The organism is Streptomyces sp. P6-2-1 (assembly GCF_050613165.1).
In the GTDB taxonomy this organism is placed as follows: domain Bacteria; phylum Actinomycetota; class Actinomycetes; order Streptomycetales; family Streptomycetaceae; genus Streptomyces.
Map to the genome: position 1 here is coordinate 6,350,358 of NZ_CP192513.1, position 17,894 is coordinate 6,368,251.

The window sequence follows — 17,894 nt, forward strand, 5'->3', positions numbered from 1 at the left end:
TCATGGCGGACCCCGGCAGCCCAGGGCCTCACGGGGGAACCCCAGGCCCGGACCAGCACACCGCGGGCCCCTCGGGCGCCCACCCCGCCCACGCCCGCCGCCCCTCCCTCGGCGAGCGCTGGGCCGATTTCCGCACCTCCGCGTACTGGCCCGCCCTCGTGCTGTGCCTCATCGTCGCCGCCGCCGCCGGACTCTTCGCCGGCTCGTACACGTACCAGATGGCGAAGCCGACGCCCCGCCACGTGCCGGTCGCCGTCGTCGGAGAGCACCGCTGGCCGCAGGGGCTGCGGTTCGTGGACGGCATGGAGCGCGCGCTCGACGCGGGGCTGAGCCTGCACACGTACCGCGACTACGGGTCGGCGCGCGAGGCGATCGAGGAGCAGAAGGTCTTCGCGGTGCTGAGCCGCGACGGGGAGCGTGCCCGGCTCGACCTCTCCGGGGCCTCGGGTGCCTCGGTCGCGCAGCTGCTCGCCGAGGCCGCGCCGAAGGTCGGCGAGGAGACGGGCACGCCCGTGACCGTACGGGACGTCAATCCGCTCCAGTCCGGGGACCCGCGCGGCCTCGCGCTCTTCTACATCTCGCTCGCCGCCGTCATCGTCGGCTTCGTCGGCGCCATCCAGCTCAGCGTGCACGCGCGGGGCCTGGACCCGCTGGAGCGGATCGCCTGCACGGCCGGGTACGCGCTGCTCGGCGGGTTCACGATCGCGGCCGTCGTGGACTGGTGGCTCGGGGCGCTGCACCTGCCCTTCACCCAGTCCTGGCTCATCCTCGCCCTCACGATGTTCACGTGCGGCATGGTCTTCACGATGTTCAACACCCTCGTCGGGCGCTGGGCGATGCTCCCGACGTGGGGCGTCATGGTGCTGCTCGGCAACCCCTCGTCCGGTGGCGCGGTCTCCTGGCCGCTGCTGCCCTCGGTGCTCGGGCACATCGGGCAGTGGCTGCCGCCGGGCGCCTCGGTCAACGCGCAGCACACCGCGGTGTACTTCCGGGGCCACCAGCACCTCTTCCCCTACCTCGTGCTCGCCGCGTGGGCCCTCGTCTCCTGCGCGGTCTTCTGGATCTGGCGCCACCGGCACCCGGGCGGGCGCGCCCGGGAAGGGGAGCGGGCCACGCACGGGAAGGGGAGCGGTGGCGGTGGGGGTGCCACTGCCACCGCTCCCGGCTGAACCGCCGAGCACCGGGTGCCCGGATACGGGGCGTCGCGCGCCGCGTATCCGGGCCGCCGGACGCCCGCGCGGCTACAGCTCCTGGATGCGGATGTCCCGGTAGGAGATCACGTCGGACGTGCTGTGCACCTGGAGACCGACGTAGCCCGAGGCGTAGCGCCGCCCGTCGGTGCCCGGGTCACCGGCCCTGGGCGGCTCGAAGAACTGGCCGCCCGTGTTGTCGAACTCGTTGATCAGCGCCCCGTTGCGGAAGATCTGGAAGTGCTGGTCGACGGCCCTGATCTCGTAGTCGTTCCAGGTCCCCTTCTCGGTGACCCCGGCTCCGGCGAGGCCGACCCTGTCGAAGCCGTACACGGACCCGGTCTTGTACATGTCGCCCGAGGGCGAGTCGAAGATCTGGATCTCGTGCCCGTAGTTGATCGCGACCCACTCGGGCCGCGACTCCTCCGGGTGGTCGTGGACGTTCGGGAAGCGGACGAAGACCCCGCCGTTGGCGTTCGTGGTGCCGGGGCCGTCGTCACGGAAGCGGAGCTTGAGCGAGAAGTCGTCGAACTTCCGCTCGGGGAACCACAGCATCCCCATGCCGTCGACGTCCGTGGAGCTGGTGATCGAGCCGTCGTCGTTCAGCGCGAACTTGCCGCCGCCGACCTGCTCCCACTTGTCGAACTGGGCCTGCGAGCCGTCCATGAGGTCCTTGTAGCCGGTCGTCTGCCCCGGCTTGCCGATCCCGGACGCCTTGGCGGCCTGGTTGATCGCCTTGCGCTCGCGCTTGTCGATGACGTTCTCCGCCCGCAGCTCGTCGAGCACCTGCGTGACGTGCTTGAGGAACAGGGCGTTCGACGACCAGTCCTTCTCGTCCTCGATGCGCTCGTTGATCCGGCAGCGGTTCTCCGTGATGCGGTTGGGCACGCCGGAGTCGACGGTGCCGACGAAGACGGTCTTGCGCTCGTCGAACTCGGCGCAGCCCGGCGCGGGGACACCGCCCCCCGCGGCGACGGTGAAGGCCACCTGCCGTGCCTCGGAGGTGTTGCCCGCCTTGTCGCTCGCGCGGTAGTCGACGGTGTGCCGTCCGACGCGGTCGATCACGACGGGCGCGCTGTACGCGAGGTAGGGACCGGCGTCGAGCGAGTACTCGACCTTGTCGACGCCCGACTCCTCGTCGGTCGCGTTCAGGGTGAGCTTCGCCGAGGCGAGGTAGGCGCCGTCCGAGTTCTTCGTACCGGTCACCTCCGCGCCCACGACCGGTGCCGTGGTGTCCTCCGCCGGGGGCTCGACGACGGTGAACGAGACGGACTTCTCGGCCGCCGTGTTGCCCGCCTTGTCGGTGGCCCGGTAGCGCACCACCTGTTCGCCCGGCTCGTGGACCATGACGGGCCCCGTGTACTCCTGCCAGGCCCCTTCGGCGCCGAGCGCGTACTCGATCTTGTTGACGCCCGAACCGGTGTCGGAGGCGGTGACGGTGACGGTCGCCATCCCGAGGTAGGCGCCGTCGTCGTCCTGCTCGCCCGTGACGGTCGCCGAGGTCTCCGGCGCGTCCTGGTCGTCGGTCGGCGGGGCGGCGACGGTGAAGGTGACGGACTTCTCCTCGGCCGCGTTGCCCGCCGCGTCGGTCGCGCGGTAGCGCACGACGTGCTCGCCGACCTGGTCGACGACGACGGGCGCCGTGTACGGCTGCCAGGCGCCGTCGGCGCCGAGCGCGTACTCGACGGTGTCGACGCCCGAGCCCTCGTCGCTCGCCTCGATCGCGACGGACGCGGAGCCGACGTAGGCCCCGTCGGCGTTCTGGTCGCCGCTCACCGTCGCCGACGTGGTGGGCGCCGTGGTGTCCTCGCCGCCCCCGCCGTCGGTCACCACGAGGGTGCCCTCCATCGAGAGGTGCCCCGGGATCGTGCAGTGGAAGCGGTACGTGCCCGGGGTGAGGACGACGTCGACGCTGTGCTTGCCGCCCTCGGCGTCCGAGGGGTTGGCGAGGATGTTGACGTTGACGTCGTTGTTGTAGTCGGGGCTGGAGACGTCGAAGGTCAGGGTGTGCGGCATCCCGGTGGTGTTGCCGGTGGCCGCGCTGTTCTCGAAGACGATCGTGGCGGGTCCCGCCACCGCCTTCTCGGGGGCGGAGACGTAGTGCGTGATGTCGTCGCCCGCGGTCCAGGTGAGCACCTGGGCCGCCCTGGGCGCGGCATCCTTCTCCGGCTTGGCGGATTCCTGGGCGGCCGTCGTCCTGGCCCCCGTGTCGCCGGTCGCGCTCGTCGCGCTCAGTCCGAGGACGAGCCCGAACGCGGCGAGCAGGGTCAGCAGCAGCCGGGGAGCCCGGTGCCGCGCTCTCGTACGCCGTCGTGGTCGCACCGCTTACCTCCTCACGAGCTGGTCGGCGGCGGGGGTGGGGCCCCCGCCCTTGTAGGTCACGCGCCACAGCGCGGAGTGGCTGTCCGAGGTGAAGAAGCCCCGCCCGTAGTCGAGGACGTAGAGCGAGCCGTCCGGGGCGAACTTCCAGTCCATCAGGTTGCGGATGCCGTCCTCACCGACCGGGATGATCTTCTTCAGGGACTCGGCGTGGATGGGCAGCCCGCCGTCGCCCTGCGTCTTGGGGTCCATGAGCACGGCGTGCCGGGGCTGCGTGTCGTCGTAGAAGTCGCCGACGAACCACTTGCCGTCCCAGTACTGGGGCCACTTGACGGCGCTGGCGTTGTTCTCGTCGTACCGGTAGACCGGGCCGTTCATGGTCGCCTGGCCGCCGCCCTTGAGCCACGGCAGCGTGTACGTGGCCTCGCTCTCCTTGTAGGAGGGCACTCCGTCCGCGTCGCGCGGGTAGTCGGGGCCGCCGCCCTGGGGCGAGTACCAGATGTTGTTGCCGGTGACGGGCGGCAGGTTGACGAGTCCGTCGTTGTTCGGGGACTCGTTCTTCGGGTGGTCGCAGTCGTACCAGCCGAGCGGCTTGCTCGGGTCGGGCAGGTTGCGGTCGCGGTACGGCTGCTTGTTGCCCATGCAGTACGGCCAGCCGCGGTTGCTCGCCTTCGTGATGACGGCGAAGGTGTCGTACTTGGCCGGGCCCCACGTCTCGCTCGGGGCGCCCGCGTCGGGGCCGACCCAGCCCGCGTAGAGGGTGTCGGTCTTCTTGTCGACGGAGATGCGCGCGGGGTTGCGCACGCCCATGACGTAGATCTCGCCGCGTGTCTTGCCGCCGCCCTCGGCGGTCTCCTCGCCGGTGAAGAGGTTCCCCTCGGGGAGCGTGTAGGTGCCGTCCTGCTCCGGGTGGATGCGCAGGATCTTCCCGTTGAGGTTGTTGGTGTTGCCCGCCGTGCGGCGCGCGTCGGCGAAGGAGACGCCCTTGTAGTTGGGCTCCGGGTTGTTGCCCGAGTAACCGTCGCTGAACTGCGAGGAGTTGTTGTCGCCCACGGCGATGTACAGGTTGTCGTGGGAGTCCCAGGCCATGCCGCCGCCCGCGTGGCAGCAGGAGTGCACCTGCACCGGCCAGGAGAGCAGGACCTTCTCGGAGGAGAGGTCCAGCTTGTTGGTCTTCTTGTTCAGCGTGAAGCGCGAGACCTGACGGGTCGCCATCTGCTTGTCGCGGTCGAGCTTGGAGTGCGGCGTGTAGTGCAGGTACACCCAGCCGTTGTCCTCGAAGCGCGGGTCCAGCTCGATGCCGAGCAGCCCCTCCTCGACCTTGACGAGTTCGTCGCCGCCGCCCTTGTTGCCGAAGACGGAGAGCGTCCCGGCGAGCGTGACCTGCTCGGTCTTCGGGTCGTAGATGTGGATCTCGCCCTCGCCCTTGCCGACGTCGGGGTCGTTCCAGTCGGTCACGACGGGCTGGCTCGCGTCCTTGCCGCCGCGCCCGATGTAGAAGACGCGCCCGTCGGGGGCGGTGACGAGGCCGTGCGGCTCGCCGATCTGGTCGTTCTCGCCGGCCTTGTTCGCCTGCGTGAGCCGCTCGGCGACGTAGTTGGACTCGATCGTCGCCTTGCAGTCGGCCTGCACGAGGCGGGTCGTCCACAGCAGGGCGCCGCGCAGGTGGGCGCGGAAGTCGGTCTCGGCGAAGCTCTCCGCCGTACCGCCCATCGCGGAGTAGAAGGACCGCCCGCCGTCGTAGTCACGGCACCACGAGACCGGGTGGTCGGCGCCGTTGGCGCCCTCGCCCGGGCTGTACGTGGACTCGCGGACCCGTGCGACGGTGTGCACCGTGCCGCTCGGGTTCGTCTCCCAGTTGAACCACCTGTCGGGGTGCTTCCACTCCAGCGGCAGGTCCTTCGTCGCCGGGTGGGTCCGGTCGCCGACCTCGACGGTGGCGCGCTGGGTCTTCGTCCCGCTGCCCTCGACGGGCCGTGCCCCGATGAGCCCGGTGTACCAGTCGGAGTACGGCTCGGTGCGGGCCGCGTCGTTCAGGCCGATGAAGCCGCCCCCGGCCTTGATGTACGACTCAAGTCCGGCCTCCTGCTCGGCGTTGAGCACGTCGCCGGGGCCCGTGAGGAAGACGACCGCGTTGGTCCTGCCGAGCTTGGTCGCGTTCGTGAAGACCTTCGCCTTGTCGGTCGCCTCGATCGTGAAGCGCTGGCCGGCCGGCCCGGACTGGCCGATCTTCTCGATGGCCTCGATCCCCGCGTTGACGGCCGGGGACTCGGGGGCGGTGCTCCCGGTGTAGACGAGCACCTTGACCTCGTCCCCGCCGGGCGGTGAGGGCAGGGCGAGCGTGGCCTTGCCCGCGGCCCCCGCGGGCGGTCCCGTGAGCAGCCCGGTCGCGAGCGCGGCCGAGGCGAGGACCGCTGCCCCGGCGAGGCGTGCTCGCCGACGGGCCCGGGTGCGTGCGGGGGACGTTCTGGTGGCGCCGGTCGTCGTCGGGGATGCGGAGTGTCGGGCTGTTCTCTCGGTGCCGGACACCTGAGCCGGTGTCCGGTGGTGCGGTGTGAACCGCATGTGGTCCTCCACCCTCGTCAGTCGCAGCAACAGCGCCGCTGAAGCTAGACCCCTTTGCACGGGAGGCCAATACCTATGACCTGAATGGCACAAACTTTGTCCTCACCGTGGATAAACGACGGCGTCCCGGCTACCGTGTGCCCGTCCCTGGGGCCCCTGTGGTCCGGCAAGTCCCCGCATCGACAAAGGAGTTCGTAATGGCTTCGACGGACGAGGGCTCGGGAGGACGGCGCATCGGACGGCGCTATCTGCTCGGCGGAGCGGCCGCGGCCGCGGGCCTCGGCGTGGTGGGCGCGAGTGCGACGAGCGGGACGGCGCAGGCCGCGGTGACCGCGCCGACCGCGCCCGCGGGGGGTGAGGTGCGCCGCGTCACGATGTACGCCGAACGCCTCGCGGACGGCCGGATGGGCTACGGACTGGAGAAGGGCAGGGCGAGCGTCCCCGGTCCGCTCATCGAGCTGAACGAGGGCGACACGCTGCACATCGACTTCGAGAACACGATGGACGTCGACGCGAGTCTCCACGTCCACGGCCTCGACTACGAGATCACGAGCGACGGCACCCGCATGAGCGGCAGTCACGTCCCGCCGGGCGGCCACCGCACGTACACCTGGCGCACCCACAAGCCGGGCACCCGCGCCGACGGCACCTACCGGCCGGGCAGCGCGGGCTACTGGCACTACCACGACCACGTCGTGGGCACCGACCACGGCACGGGCGGCATCCGCAACGGGCTCTACGGGGGAGTGGTGGTGCGCCGCAAGGGCGATCTGCTCCCGGACCGCACGCACACGATCGTCTTCAACGACATGACGATCAACAACCTCAAGGAGGGCCCCGACTTCGACGCGGTCGTCGGGGAGCGCGTCGAGATCGTCATGATCACGCACGGCGAGTACTACCACACCTTCCACATGCACGGTCACCGCTGGGCGGACAACCGCACGGGCCTGCTCACCGGGCCCGACGACCCCTCCGCCGTCATCGACAACAAGATCGTCGGCCCCGCCGACTCCTTCGGCTTCCAGGTGATCGCGGGCGAGGGCGTGGGCGCGGGGGCGTGGATGTACCACTGCCACGTCCAGTCGCACTCCGACATGGGCATGGCGGGGATGTTCCTGGTCGCCAAGGAGGACGGCACGGTACCGGGACACGAGGGCCACACGGCGAAGAGGAGCGGTGGCACGGCGAAGGGGGCGGACCCGGGGAAGAGCGCGGCCGGGGACCACGCGGGGCACGGGGGCTGAGCACGAGGCCGGTACGACGTGGGCCGCGCGTGCGGCCGCCCCGGGGCCGCCTGGGGCCGGGCGGGGGCCGGTGGCGCGTGACGGGTGCGTACGGGGCCGACGGGGGGACGGGGGCCGGCGAGGGCGTGCCGCTCCTCGTCGCGCGCCTCACGGGCGCCGGTGCCAGACTCGGAAGGAGGGCGTCCGCCGTGCCCGTACCCCGCGGCGGCGGGCCACGAAGCGAGCGAGGGAAGTCCGCCATGCTCAACAGCGCACGCTACGCCGACGGCGAGCCCGTCTGGCTCGAACTGTCCACGCCCGACCTCGACCGGGCCGAGGAGTTCTACACCGGCCTCTTCGGCTGGTCGCTCCGGCGCATGGGCCCGGACATGGGCGATTACGGGCTGTTCACGCTCCACGACAGGACGGTCGCCGCCGTCATGCCGGCCCCGGCCGACAAGGTCCCGCCCGCCTGGACGCTCTACTTCAAGACCCCCGACGCCGCGGTGAGCGCGCAGACCGTCGAGCAGAACGGCGGCACCGTGACCGCCGCGGCCACGGACGTCATGGACCTCGGCAGACTCGCCGCCTGCACCGACCCGCAGGGCGCCGCCTTCGCCGTCTGGGAGCCCGGCACCAACAAGGGCCTCGAACTCGTCACCGACACGAACGCCTTCTTCTGGGCCGAACTGGAGACCCCCGAGCCCCCGGCCGCCGTCACCTTCTACGGCAGGGTCTTCGGCTGGGAGACGACGACGATGCACATGGAGGGCGGCAACGACTACCTCATGCCGCACCCCGCCGGGGGCACCCCCGAGGACATGTTCGCCGGGATCGCCCCGCTCGACACCGCGACGAGCGACCGCGGGCCGCACTGGCTCCCGTACTTCAACGTCGCCGACTGCGACGCTACGGCGGCGAAGGCCGTGGCGGGCGGCGCGAGCGCCGAGGTGGAGCCGCTCGACATCCCCGACGTGGGCCGCATGGCCCGCCTCACGGACCCGCACGGGGCGGTCTTCGCGGTCATGACGCCGAATCCGCGCAGCTGAGGCGGCCGCGGAAGGGCCCCTGGTCACCGGGCCCGGCGCGCTCTACCGTCCTGCCATGCCACCCGCCGCTCCGCGCCCTCTCGCGCCCGCCGCCTTCGACCACAGCGACCCCGCCTTCCTCGCCGACCCCTACCCGGTCTACGCCCGGCTGCGCGCGGCGGGCCGCGTCCTGTACTACGCGCCGAGCCGCCAGTGGCTCGTCCCGCACCACGCCGACGTCTCCGCGCTCCTGCGCGACCGCAGGCTCGGCCGCTCCTACCAGCACCGCTTCACGCACGAGGAGTTCGGCCGCACCGCGCCGCCCGCGGCGCACGCGCCCTTCCACGAGCTGAACGACCTCGGGATGCTCGAACGCGAACCCCCGGACCACACCCGCATCCGCCGCCTCGTCTCGCACGCCTTCACCCCGCGCAGGGTCGAGGCCCTGCGCCCGTACGTGACCGGGCTCGCCCGCGACCTCGCCGACGCGCTCGTCGAGCGGGGCGGCGGCGACCTGCTCGCCGAGATCGCCGAACCGCTGCCGGTCGCCGTCATCGCCGAACTCCTCGGCGTGCCGGAGGCCGACCGCCCGCTGCTGCGCCCCTGGTCGGCCGCGATCTGCGCGATGTACGAGCTGAACCCGTCCGCGGAGACGGCACGGCGCGCGGTCACCGCCTCCGCCGAGTTCTCCGCGTACCTGCGCGCCCTCATCGCCGAGCGCGCGCGCCGCCCAGGCGACGACCTCGTCTCGGCGCTGGTCGCCGCGCGCGAGGCGGGGGACAGGCTCAGCGAGGCGGAGACCGTCGCGACCTGCGCGCTGCTCCTCAACGCGGGGCACGAGGCCACCGTCGGCTCGACCGTCAACGGCTGGCACGCGCTCCTCACCCACCCCGGCCAGCTCGCCGCCCTCCGCGCGGACCACGGCCTCGTCCCCTCCGCCGTCGAGGAACTCCTGCGCTACGACACGCCGTTGCAGCTCTTCGAACGCTGGGTGCTCGACGACATCGAGATCGACGGCGTCACGATCCCGCGCGGCGCGGAACTCGCCCTCCTCTTCGGCGCGGCGAACCACGACCCGGCCGCCTTCACCGACCCCGCCCGCCTCGACCTCACCCGCCGGGCCAACCCGCACGTCTCCTTCAGCGCGGGCATCCACTACTGCGTCGGCGCCCCGCTCGCCCGCCTCGAACTCACCGCTTCCCTCGCCGCGCTGCTCGACCGCGCCCCCGGGCTCCACCTCGCGGGCGAGCCGAGGCGACGGCCGCACTTCGTGATGCGCGGTTTCGCCGCGCTGCCGGTGGGTGTCTAGGGGACGCCGGGGCCGCCGAGGTCCCCGTGCACGGCCTCGCTCCCGTCGTACGCGGACCGTGCCGCGTCCAGGTCCCGGAGGTGGGCCAGGGTCCACTCCCGCACGTGCGCCACGAGCGGGAGGAGGCTGCGGCCGAGCGGCGTGAGGGCGTAGCTGACGTGCGGGGGGTTCTCCTCGTACGCGGTGCGGGTCACCAGGCCGTCGCGCTCCATCGCGCGGAGGGTCTCGGCGAGGACCTTCGCCGTGACGCGCCGCAGCGGTACCCGCATCTCGCCGAAGCGGCGCGGTCCTTCGGCGAGGCACAGCAGGACCATGACGGTCCATTTCCCGCCACCGCGCAGCGGGGTGCCGATGCCTGGGCAGCGCGGGTCGAACATGTCCGCTTCCAACGGGCTCGTCATGAGGGGAGGTTAGCCCGCGTCGCCGCTGGTTTCCTTGCGGGAACCGGCACCCGGGCGGCTACGGTGCGGCTCCTGACGGGGGACGACACGGACGGAGCGGGAAGGGGACGGGCATGACACGGATCGTGGTCTTCGGGGCCGGTGGCCGGGCGGGGCGCGCGGTGACGGCCGAGGCGCTGCGGCGCGGCTTCGGGGTGACGGCGGTGGTGCGGGACCCGCTCCGGCACGCCGCACTGGGGGAGCGGGCGGAAGTGCGGCTCGTACGGGGCGACATCACCGACGCGGCCTCGGTCGCCGGGACCGCCAGGGGCGCCGTCGCCGCGGTGCACGCGGTGAGTCCCATGACCGAGACGGAGGCGGCGACGGCGGGCTTCACCCGCCTGGACCCCGCCTTCTTCGCCCGTACCGCCGACGTGCTGTGCGAAGGACTCGCCGCGGCAGGCGTGGACCGGCTCCTCACGCTCGGCCTCTTCGCGCTCCTGCGGACGGCGGACGGCGGGTACGTACGCGACCGGGCCGACCTCTTCCCGCCCGCGTACCTGCCCTTCGCCCGCGCCCATCAGGCCGGTCTCGACCGCTTCGCGGAACGGGGCGGGCACACCCCGGACTGGGTGCAGTTCGTCCCGCCCGCGCACCTCGACCCCGAGGCCCCCGCGCGCGGTACGTACCGCGTGGGCCCCGCCGCACGGGCCCCCGAGGACCCGGCAGGACGGCTCGCGTACGCGGATCTCGCCCTGGCCCTGCTCGACGAGGTGGAGCGGCCGGCGTACCACCGGCAGGCGGTCGCGGTGACGGGCTGAGCCCCCCCCGCCCCCGGGTGTCCAACCTCGACACGCCGCCCCGGGCCCGGCGTCGCACGCGCGTTGATCGTTCGTCGATCGTTTGTTTCCGGGTGCACGGCACCATGCTCGGCATGAACGATCACGGGGACAGCACGAGCACGGGCGAGGAGCCCGAGGACTGGAAGGAGGGGGCCCTGTGCGCGCAGATCGGCCCTGACTTCTTCTTTCCGGAGCCGGGCGGCTCGGTTCAGGACGCCAAGCGCGTCTGCCGTTCCTGCCCGAGCCGCCGCGCCTGTCTGGAACACGCCCTCGCCCGCGACGAGCGCTACGGCGTCTGGGGCGGCCTCTCGGAGAAGGAGCGCGGGCGGCTGCGGCGGCTGCGGAGAGCGTGAGGCGGGGGCGGTACGGGCCGTGCGACGACCCGTACCGCCCGTACCGGCCGCTCAGTCCTGCGCCGCCTTGGCGGCCAGGCGCGCCTTCCGTGCCGCGAGCTTCTCGTCGAAGGCGCTGGCCTTGTCGTCGAGTTCGCCCATGAAGTAGCCCAGCTCCTCCTGCGCCTTGAGCCCCTCGGGGCCGAGCCCGTCGCGGTCGAGGACCTTGAGGTAGCGCAGCACGGGGGAGATCACGTCGTCGTGGTGGATGCGCAGGTTGTAGACCTCGCCGATCGCCATCTGCGCGGCCGCGCGGCCGAAGTTGGGGATGCCGTGGCCCGGCATGCGGAAGTCGACGACGACGTCCCGGATCGCGGAGAGCGCGAGGTCGGGCGCGAGGTCGAGCGAGGCGCGCAGCAGGTTGCGGTAGAAGACCATGTGCAGGTTCTCGTCGGTCGCGATGCGCGCGAGCATGCGGTCGCACACCGGGTCGCCCGACTGGTGGCCCGTATTGCGGTGCGAGACGCGCGTGGCGAGTTCCTGGAAGGCGACGTAGGCGACCGAGTGGAGCATCGAGTGCCGGTTGTCGGACTCGAAGCCGGCGCTCATGTGGTCCATGCGGAAGCGCTCCAGCGCGTCGGGGTCGACGGCGCGGCTCGCAAGCAGGTAGTCCCGCATCACGATCCCGTGCCGGGCCTCCTCCGCGGTCCAGCGGTGCACCCACGTGCCCCAGGCGCCGTCGCGTCCGAAGAGCGCGGCGATCTCGTGGTGGTAGCTCGGCAGGTTGTCCTCGGTCAGGAGGTTGACGACGAGGGCGGTCCTGCCGACCTCGGTGACCTTCGACTGCTCCGGCGCCCAGGGCTCCCCGTCCACGAAGAACTCGGGGAAGTTCCTGGCCTCGCCCCACGGCACGTAGTGGTGCGGCATCCAGTCCTTCGTCACCGAGAGGTGACGGTTCAGCTCCCGCTCCACCACCTCCTCCAGGGCGTGCAGCAGGCGGCGGTCGGTCCAGCCGTTGCTGAGGTCGTCGGGGGAGCGGCGCGGGGACACCAGACTCACGGATTCTCCTGGGGACGGAGGGTGACAGAGCGGACGCAGGCGGGGCCGGGGGCGCGGGGCACGCGACTACCTACGGACCCGTAGGTTACGACACCGTAGGTTAATGAGATGTAAGGGCCTTGCGCGAGGAACGCGTGTGCGCGGCACGCGCCCCGGCGGTTCCGGGAGTGTCGCCGCGCCCGCCGCGACCTGCGCCTCCGCCCCGCGCCCACCCGGAGCGGGGCCCGTCGCGCTCCGGGCCCCGCCGTGACCGGGCCCCGCCGCGCCCCGGGCCCCCGTGGTGTGTGCGCCCGTGCCGCGCCCCGCCTACTCTCCTCGCGTCACCCCCGTTCCCCTTCCCACCCCCTGCCACCGCTCCCGCTCCCGTGCCTCCGCCTCCGCGCGGGCCGCCAGGAGGTCGTGCGCGTCGGCGCCGAGCGGGAGGCGCAGGGGCGGTGCGGCGGCGGCGAGCGCCGTGCGGACGGCCGCCGCGGCCTTCGCCGGGTCGCCCGGCCGCGTGCCGTCGCTCGCCGCGTTGGCCCGCCACACCGGGCCGATGATGCCCTCGTACGGGGCAAGCGGGGCGCTGCCCGCGAGCGTGCCCTCGGCGGCGAAGCCCGTACGGAAGGCGCCCGGCTCGACCAGCGGCACCCGTACCCCGAAGTCCCCCACTTCCTGGGCGAGCGCCTCGGACCAGCCCTCCAGAGCGAATGTCGTCGCCGCGTAGGCGCCCACGCCCGCGAAGGACGCGCGCCCGCCCATGCTGCGGATCTGCACGATCCACCCGGAGCCCTGCGCGCGCAGGTGCGGCAGCGCGGCCCGGGTGAGCGCGGCGGGACCGTGGAAGTGCAGGTCCATGAGGGCGTGCGTTTCCGCGTCGCCGCTCTCCTCGGCCGCGCCGATGAGCCCGCGCCCGGCGGCGTTCACGAGGACGTCGACGCGCCCGAGACGTGCCAGCGCGCCGCTGATCGCGGCCGGGGCCGCCGCCGTGTCCGTGACGTCGAGGTACGTGGCGAAGGCGCGCCCGGGGTGGGCGGTGACGAGGGCGGCGAAGCGCTCGGGGCGGCGCGAGCCGCCCAATACCGTCCCGCCCGCTTCGAGTGCCGCGAGGGCGAGGGCGCGGCCGAGTCCCGAGGTCGCTCCTGTGATGAACCACGTACGAGTGCGCTGCGCGGGTGTCATGCGTCCACGCTTCCACCCGGACGGAGTACGAAACTGGATTTGACAGTCCAATGTTGCCGACGCACAGTGGACCGCGTAATCCATTCTTACGTTTCCCGCGACACCCCAGGAGCATTCCGTGAGCGGACGACTGGCCGGAAAGACGGCCCTTGTCACAGGTTCCACCAGCAACATCGGCCGTGCGACCGCGCGGGCGCTCGCCGCCGAGGGTGCGCACGTCGTGGTCAGCGGGCGCAGCGCCGAGCGGGGCAAGGAGGTCGTCGAAGCGATTCGATCGGCCGGAGGGGCGGCCGATTTCGTCGCCGCCGACCTGAACGGGAGCGCCGCCGCCTCGCGGGCGCTCGCCGAGGAGGCCACGCGGGTGCTCGGCGGACGGGTCGACATCCTGGTCAACAACGCGGGGATCTACCCGCCGAACTCGACCGAGACCGTCGACGAGGAGATCTTCGACCGCGTCTACGCCGTCAACGTCAAGGCTCCCTACTTCCTCACCGCCGCGCTCGCGCCCGCGATGGTCGCCGCGGGCGGCGGCACGATCGTGAACCTCGGTTCCTGGATCGCCCGCCTCGGCATCGGCGTCGGCTCGCTCTACTCGTCGACCAAGGGCGCGGTCGAGACCCTGACCCGCGCCTGGTCCGCCGAGTACGGCCCGCGCGGCGTCCGCGTCAACGCGGTCTCGCCCGGCGTCGTGCACGAGCCGCTTCCCGAGGGCGAGGAGTTCGCGGGCGACGTGATGATGGAGGGCACCCCGGCGGGGCGCCACGGCAGGCCCGAGGACATCGCAGCGGCCGTCGTCTACCTGGCGAGCGACGAAGCGGGCTTCGTGCACGGCACGGTGCTCGACGTGGACGGCGGGCGCGTCGGGGCGGCCGTGGTGCGGGACTGAACGGGGCCGCAAAGGAGGGCGCGGTGCGGGCGCCGGGCGGGAGCCCGGGCCGCCGGCCCCGTGCGGCGCCCCCTCACCCCTCCCGCATGAGCGCCGCCAGGCACCTGTCCAGGTCCACCGTGATCCGTTCCTCGCCGGGAACGACGACCGCGGCAGTCCGTTCCAGGAAGCCGCGCACCTCGGCGCTCGGCAGGTGCACGACGGCCATGCCCTCAGGGGCGTGGAACTCCACGATCAGCTGTTCCCAGCCGTGCGGGCGCACCCGCACGTCGCCGTCACCGGCGGGCCGCGTGAGCCCGTCGCTGAGGAGTTCGCGCGCGAAGGTCCAGCTCACCTCCGTACCCTCCAGCGTGGCGGCGGCGGGGAAGTCGACGCGGACCGCGAAGGGATCGCGGGCGTCGTAGTGGAACGTGGCCTCGACGGTGGGCAAGAAGGCGGCGGCGGCCACGACGTGGGCCTGGACAGCTTGTTCGATGGTGAGGGACAACGCCTGCTCCCCTGGTTGTCGACGGGCGGGACCTGCGGCCGTACATGAGGTAAAGACGCCGGAAGCCCCCATTCAGTGGCCGGACGGGTGCAGTGAACTTCGTCACCGCGTCCCCGGGAACCGCGTACCCGCAGGTCACGGGGCCCATGATGAGCGCGTGGAGATCTTGCGCACACCCGCCGACTGGCCACGTACCGAGACGGAGGCGCGCGCCGCGCAGGAATCGCTGCGCGCGCGCCGCGACCGCGAGGAGCCGGGCCCCGCGCCCGGCTCCGTCCCCGTCACCGGCGTCGACGTCGCCTACGACGACGCGCGCGACCTCGTCGCCGCCGCCGCCGTCGTCCTCGATCCCGGGGGCCGCACCGTCATCGGGCAGGCGACGGCGGTGGGCCGCGTCTCGTTCCCGTACGTGCCGGGACTCCTCGCCTTCCGCGAACTCCCCGCCGTGCTCGCGGCACTGGAGCGGCTGCCCGTCGCTCCCGGGCTCGTGGTCTGCGACGGGTACGGCATCGCCCACCCGCGCCGCTTCGGGCTCGCGGCCCACCTCGGTGTCCTCACCGGGCTGCCCGCCTTCGGCGTCGCGAAGAACCCGTTCCTCTTCACGTACGAGGCGCCCGGCGAGGAACGCGGCGCCCGTGCCCCGCTCCTGGACGGCACGGAGGAGGTCGGCGCCGCGCTGCGGACCCGCACCGGCGTCAAGCCGGTCTACGTCTCGGCGGGCCACCGCGTCACGCTCGACACGGCCTGCGCCCACACCCTCGCCCTGACCCCGCGCTACCGCCTCCCGGAGACGACACGCCGCGCCGACGCGCTGTGCAGGGCGGCGCTCAGGGAGGCCGTGGCGGGCTGAGCCGGGGGTGCGCGCCGTCCCGGCGAGGCCCTAGCGTGGGGGGTGAACCCGCCCTCACCGCCCGGGAGTCCGCCGCATGACCGCACCCCGCCCTCTCGCTCAGGAGGACGTCACCCTCCGCCGCGTCCCCGTCGACGGGGTCACGCTCAACGTCGCGCTCGCGGGCTCCGGGCCCGCCGTGCTCCTGCTGCACGGCTTCCCGCACACGTGGGAGGTGTGGCGCTTCGTCATGGCGGGCCTCGCCGACCGGTACACGCTCATCGCGCCCGACCTGCGCGGGCTCGGGGGGAGCGACGCGCCGGAGAGCGGGTACGACGCCGCCACGCTCGCCGAGGACGCGGAGGCGCTGCTCGCCGCGCTCGACGTGCCGTCCGCCGCCGTCGTCGGCATCGACGCGGGCACCCCGCCCGCCTTCCTCCTCGCCCTGCGCCGCCCCGCCCTGGTGCGACGGCTCGTCGTCATGGAGTCGCTGCTCGGACGGCTCCCCGGCGCCGAGGACTTCCTCGCCGGAGGACCCCCGTGGTGGTTCGGCTTCCACGCGGTGCCGGGGCTTGCCGAAACGGTCCTTGAGGGCCACGAGGCGGCCTACATCGACTGGTTCCTGACGCAAGGCACCCTCGGCGACGGCGTCCCCGCGTGGGCCCGCGACGCCTTCGTGCGCGCCTACACGGGCAGGGAATCGCTGCGCGCCGCCTTCGCCCACTACCGCGCACTCCCGGAGAGCGCCGCCCGCATCGCCGAAGCGGTCGCCTCGACCCGCCTCACGGTCCCCGCCCTCGCCCTCGGCGCCCACCCCGTCGGCGGCGCGCTGGAGCAGCAGCTGCGCGGCTGCGCGGACGACGTGACGGGTGAACTGGTCGAAGGCTCGGGCCACATCATCCCGCTCCACCGGCCGGAGGCGCTGCTCGGGAGACTGCGGGACTTCCTGGCGGGGTGAGAGGCCGCGCGGGGCGGTGCCGCACACCGTACGAGGCGCGGCGCCCCGCCCACGCGCGCCGCGTCCGCCGCCTCCTCAGCCCTCCCGCCGTGCCGCCTCCCGCACCATGAGCCCCGACCTCCGCAGCCGCCCGGTCAGCGCCTCGCCCATCGCGACCGCGGGTGTCAACTGGCCCGATGACGCGGGGAGGTCGTCGAGGGCGAGGCTGAGGGCCGACTCGCCGAGGATGCGGGCCGTCTCGTCGTAGCCCGGGTCACCGCCCCGCACCTCCGTGTACACGCGGCGGCCGCCGCCCTCGCCGATGAAGCGGAGCGAGAAGGCGCTGCGCGCGCGGCGCTCCTCGCCGGGGCCCGTGCCCGGGGCGAGGCGGGAGGACAGGGCGCGGCGCAGGGGCGGGAGCTGCGCGGCCGTGAGGAGGGCCGCCGCGCCCGTCAGCCCGGCGAGCGCGGCGGGGAGGCTGCGGGCCGTCACGTGGTGGCGGTAGCGGAAGTCCGGGCCGTAGCGGGGCAGGGCGCGGGCCGAGCGCGCCACGAAGAGCGGGTCGAGCACGGGCAGGGGGAGCGCCCAGGCGCCGAGTTCGCCCACGTAGCGGGGCGGTCCGGGCGGGGCGCTGATACGGCGGCCAGGCGCGGGCGCCGGTTCGACGGCCGCGCGTTCGCGGGCCGCGCGGGCCATCGCGAGCGGGCGCCCCAGCGCGGTCAGCGTCGAGTCGACCGTGCCGCCCGAGGGCGCCGCGTCGACCGACAGGAAGCCGTCGACCCGCAGCGGGACCCCCTCCGGCAGCCGCCCCACGGTGAAGAGCACGCCGAGGTCGGCGGGTACCGAGTCGAAACCGCAGCCGTGCACGAGCCGTGCCCCCGTGGCCCGCGCCCGCGCCTCGTGCCGCAGGTAGCTCCTGTCGACGAACTCCGGCTCCCCCGTGAGGTCCGCGTAGTCCGTGCCCGCGTCCGCGCAGGCCCCCACGAGCGCGTCCCCGTACCGCAGGTAGGGGCCCACCGTGGTCGCCACGACCCGGGTCCGCGCGGCGAGTTCCCGCAGCGCCCTCGCGTCCCCCGCCTCCGCGGTCAGTACGGGCACGTCCGCGAGCCCCAGCGAGGCACGCGTGCGCTCCAGCTTCGCCCCGTCGCGTCCCGCGAGCGCCCAGCGCAGCCCGGGCGGCGCGTGGTCGGCGAGGTACGCGGCGGTCAGGGCGCCGACGAAGCCGCTCGCTCCGTACAGGACGAGGTCGAACTCGCGGGCGGCGTCGCGGTGACGGCCGGACTGCGGGGCACTGGTCTGGTTCGGCTCCATGCCCCCCACTCTCGCAGTCCGGCCCCGCGAGCG

General features: G+C 73.4%; 16 protein-coding genes. 9 read left to right on the forward strand and 7 right to left on the reverse strand.

Annotation, left to right across the window (positions count from 1 at the left end):
* Window positions 1-2: 2 nt before the first annotated feature.
* Window positions 3-1,169 carry an ABC transporter permease gene (locus ACQYWQ_RS26770; protein WP_431038157.1) on the forward strand — a complete coding sequence of 389 codons (1,167 nt, stop codon included), beginning with the start codon at window positions 3-5 and terminating at the stop codon, window positions 1,167-1,169.
* Window positions 1,170-1,241: 72 nt separating this feature from the next.
* Here ACQYWQ_RS26770 and ACQYWQ_RS26775 read toward each other — a convergent pair whose 3' ends face one another.
* Window positions 1,242-3,512 (reverse strand): OmpL47-type beta-barrel domain-containing protein, encoded by a 2,271-nt coding sequence (locus tag ACQYWQ_RS26775; protein WP_431038158.1) that lies wholly within the window; start codon window positions 3,510-3,512, stop codon window positions 1,242-1,244.
* 3 nt (window positions 3,513-3,515) lie between these two features.
* Window positions 3,516-6,074 carry a ThuA domain-containing protein gene (locus ACQYWQ_RS26780; protein WP_431038160.1) on the reverse strand — a complete coding sequence of 853 codons (2,559 nt, stop codon included), beginning with the start codon at window positions 6,072-6,074 and terminating at the stop codon, window positions 3,516-3,518.
* A gap of 197 nt (window positions 6,075-6,271) precedes the next feature.
* On the opposite strand from ACQYWQ_RS26780, the gene ACQYWQ_RS26785 reads away from it, so the two are divergent.
* The 3 genes from ACQYWQ_RS26785 to ACQYWQ_RS26795 all read left to right on the forward strand — a co-directional run bounded on the left by ACQYWQ_RS26785 (window position 6,272) and on the right by ACQYWQ_RS26795 (window position 9,637).
* Window positions 6,272-7,321, forward strand: coding sequence for a multicopper oxidase domain-containing protein (locus ACQYWQ_RS26785; protein WP_431038163.1), 1,050 nt, complete (start codon window positions 6,272-6,274; stop codon window positions 7,319-7,321).
* A gap of 239 nt (window positions 7,322-7,560) precedes the next feature.
* Window positions 7,561-8,349: a VOC family protein gene (locus ACQYWQ_RS26790; protein ID WP_431038164.1), complete on the forward strand. Its 789-nt coding sequence runs from the start codon at window positions 7,561-7,563 to the stop codon at window positions 8,347-8,349.
* A 55-nt stretch (window positions 8,350-8,404) separates the two neighbouring features.
* Window positions 8,405-9,637 carry a cytochrome P450 gene (locus ACQYWQ_RS26795; protein ID WP_431038166.1) on the forward strand — a complete coding sequence of 411 codons (1,233 nt, stop codon included), beginning with the start codon at window positions 8,405-8,407 and terminating at the stop codon, window positions 9,635-9,637.
* On the opposite strand, the gene ACQYWQ_RS26800 is transcribed toward ACQYWQ_RS26795, so the two are convergent.
* Window positions 9,634-10,038, reverse strand: a complete 405-nt coding sequence (locus tag ACQYWQ_RS26800; protein WP_431038167.1) for a winged helix-turn-helix transcriptional regulator — start codon at window positions 10,036-10,038, stop codon at window positions 9,634-9,636. The genes ACQYWQ_RS26795 and ACQYWQ_RS26800 overlap by 4 nt on opposite strands.
* A gap of 113 nt (window positions 10,039-10,151) precedes the next feature.
* Between ACQYWQ_RS26800 and ACQYWQ_RS26805 the strand changes: the two genes are divergently transcribed.
* Together ACQYWQ_RS26805 and ACQYWQ_RS26810 are read left to right on the forward strand one after the other, a co-directional pair.
* Window positions 10,152-10,838, forward strand: coding sequence for an NAD(P)-dependent oxidoreductase (locus tag ACQYWQ_RS26805; protein ID WP_431038169.1), 687 nt, complete (start codon window positions 10,152-10,154; stop codon window positions 10,836-10,838).
* 104 nt (window positions 10,839-10,942) lie between these two features.
* On the forward strand, window positions 10,943-11,212 hold the full coding sequence (locus tag ACQYWQ_RS26810; RefSeq protein ID WP_431039362.1) for a WhiB family transcriptional regulator: 270 nt from the start codon (window positions 10,943-10,945) through the stop codon (window positions 11,210-11,212).
* 51 nt (window positions 11,213-11,263) lie between these two features.
* On the opposite strand, the gene ACQYWQ_RS26815 is transcribed toward ACQYWQ_RS26810, so the two are convergent.
* Together ACQYWQ_RS26815 and ACQYWQ_RS26820 are read right to left on the reverse strand one after the other, a co-directional pair.
* A complete protein-coding gene (locus ACQYWQ_RS26815) occupies window positions 11,264-12,250 on the reverse strand; it encodes an acyl-ACP desaturase (protein ID WP_431038170.1) in 987 nt (328 codons plus the stop codon).
* A 306-nt stretch (window positions 12,251-12,556) separates the two neighbouring features.
* Window positions 12,557-13,411 carry an SDR family NAD(P)-dependent oxidoreductase gene (locus ACQYWQ_RS26820; RefSeq protein WP_431038172.1) on the reverse strand — a complete coding sequence of 285 codons (855 nt, stop codon included), beginning with the start codon at window positions 13,409-13,411 and terminating at the stop codon, window positions 12,557-12,559.
* Window positions 13,412-13,529: 118 nt separating this feature from the next.
* On the opposite strand from ACQYWQ_RS26820, the gene ACQYWQ_RS26825 reads away from it, so the two are divergent.
* Window positions 13,530-14,297, forward strand: coding sequence for an SDR family NAD(P)-dependent oxidoreductase (locus ACQYWQ_RS26825; RefSeq protein WP_431038174.1), 768 nt, complete (start codon window positions 13,530-13,532; stop codon window positions 14,295-14,297).
* Between the two features lie 73 nt (window positions 14,298-14,370).
* On the opposite strand, the gene ACQYWQ_RS26830 is transcribed toward ACQYWQ_RS26825, so the two are convergent.
* Window positions 14,371-14,784, reverse strand: a complete 414-nt coding sequence (locus ACQYWQ_RS26830) for an SsgA family sporulation/cell division regulator (RefSeq protein ID WP_431038176.1) — start codon at window positions 14,782-14,784, stop codon at window positions 14,371-14,373.
* 157 nt (window positions 14,785-14,941) lie between these two features.
* Here ACQYWQ_RS26830 and ACQYWQ_RS26835 point away from each other — a divergent pair, with 157 nt between their 5' ends.
* Both ACQYWQ_RS26835 and ACQYWQ_RS26840 read left to right on the forward strand, forming a co-directional pair.
* Complete coding sequence (locus tag ACQYWQ_RS26835; protein ID WP_431038178.1) at window positions 14,942-15,634, forward strand: endonuclease V; 693 nt, start codon at window positions 14,942-14,944, stop codon at window positions 15,632-15,634.
* A 76-nt stretch (window positions 15,635-15,710) separates the two neighbouring features.
* Complete coding sequence (locus ACQYWQ_RS26840; protein ID WP_431038179.1) at window positions 15,711-16,571, forward strand: alpha/beta fold hydrolase; 861 nt, start codon at window positions 15,711-15,713, stop codon at window positions 16,569-16,571.
* A 75-nt stretch (window positions 16,572-16,646) separates the two neighbouring features.
* On the opposite strand, the gene ACQYWQ_RS26845 is transcribed toward ACQYWQ_RS26840, so the two are convergent.
* Window positions 16,647-17,861: a saccharopine dehydrogenase family protein gene (locus ACQYWQ_RS26845; protein WP_431038181.1), complete on the reverse strand. Its 1,215-nt coding sequence runs from the start codon at window positions 17,859-17,861 to the stop codon at window positions 16,647-16,649.
* Between the last annotated feature and the right edge of the window lie 33 nt (window positions 17,862-17,894).

Excerpts from the sequence above, each read along its gene's own strand:
- ACQYWQ_RS26770 (WP_431038157.1), top strand. The coding sequence starts at position 3 with ATGGCGGACCCCGGCAGCCCAGGGCCTCACGGGGGAACCCCAGGCCCG.
- ACQYWQ_RS26780 (WP_431038160.1), bottom strand. The coding sequence starts at position 6,074 with ATGCGGTTCACACCGCACCACCGGACACCGGCTCAGGTGTCCGGCACC.
- ACQYWQ_RS26785 (WP_431038163.1), top strand. The coding sequence starts at position 6,272 with ATGGCTTCGACGGACGAGGGCTCGGGAGGACGGCGCATCGGACGGCGC.
- ACQYWQ_RS26790 (WP_431038164.1), top strand. The coding sequence starts at position 7,561 with ATGCTCAACAGCGCACGCTACGCCGACGGCGAGCCCGTCTGGCTCGAA.
- ACQYWQ_RS26795 (WP_431038166.1), top strand. The coding sequence starts at position 8,405 with ATGCCACCCGCCGCTCCGCGCCCTCTCGCGCCCGCCGCCTTCGACCAC.
- ACQYWQ_RS26800 (WP_431038167.1), bottom strand. The coding sequence starts at position 10,038 with ATGACGAGCCCGTTGGAAGCGGACATGTTCGACCCGCGCTGCCCAGGC.
- ACQYWQ_RS26805 (WP_431038169.1), top strand. The coding sequence starts at position 10,152 with ATGACACGGATCGTGGTCTTCGGGGCCGGTGGCCGGGCGGGGCGCGCG.
- ACQYWQ_RS26810 (WP_431039362.1), top strand. The coding sequence starts at position 10,943 with ATGCTCGGCATGAACGATCACGGGGACAGCACGAGCACGGGCGAGGAG.
- ACQYWQ_RS26820 (WP_431038172.1), bottom strand. The coding sequence starts at position 13,411 with ATGACACCCGCGCAGCGCACTCGTACGTGGTTCATCACAGGAGCGACC.
- ACQYWQ_RS26840 (WP_431038179.1), top strand. The coding sequence starts at position 15,711 with ATGACCGCACCCCGCCCTCTCGCTCAGGAGGACGTCACCCTCCGCCGC.
- ACQYWQ_RS26845 (WP_431038181.1), bottom strand. The coding sequence starts at position 17,861 with ATGGAGCCGAACCAGACCAGTGCCCCGCAGTCCGGCCGTCACCGCGAC.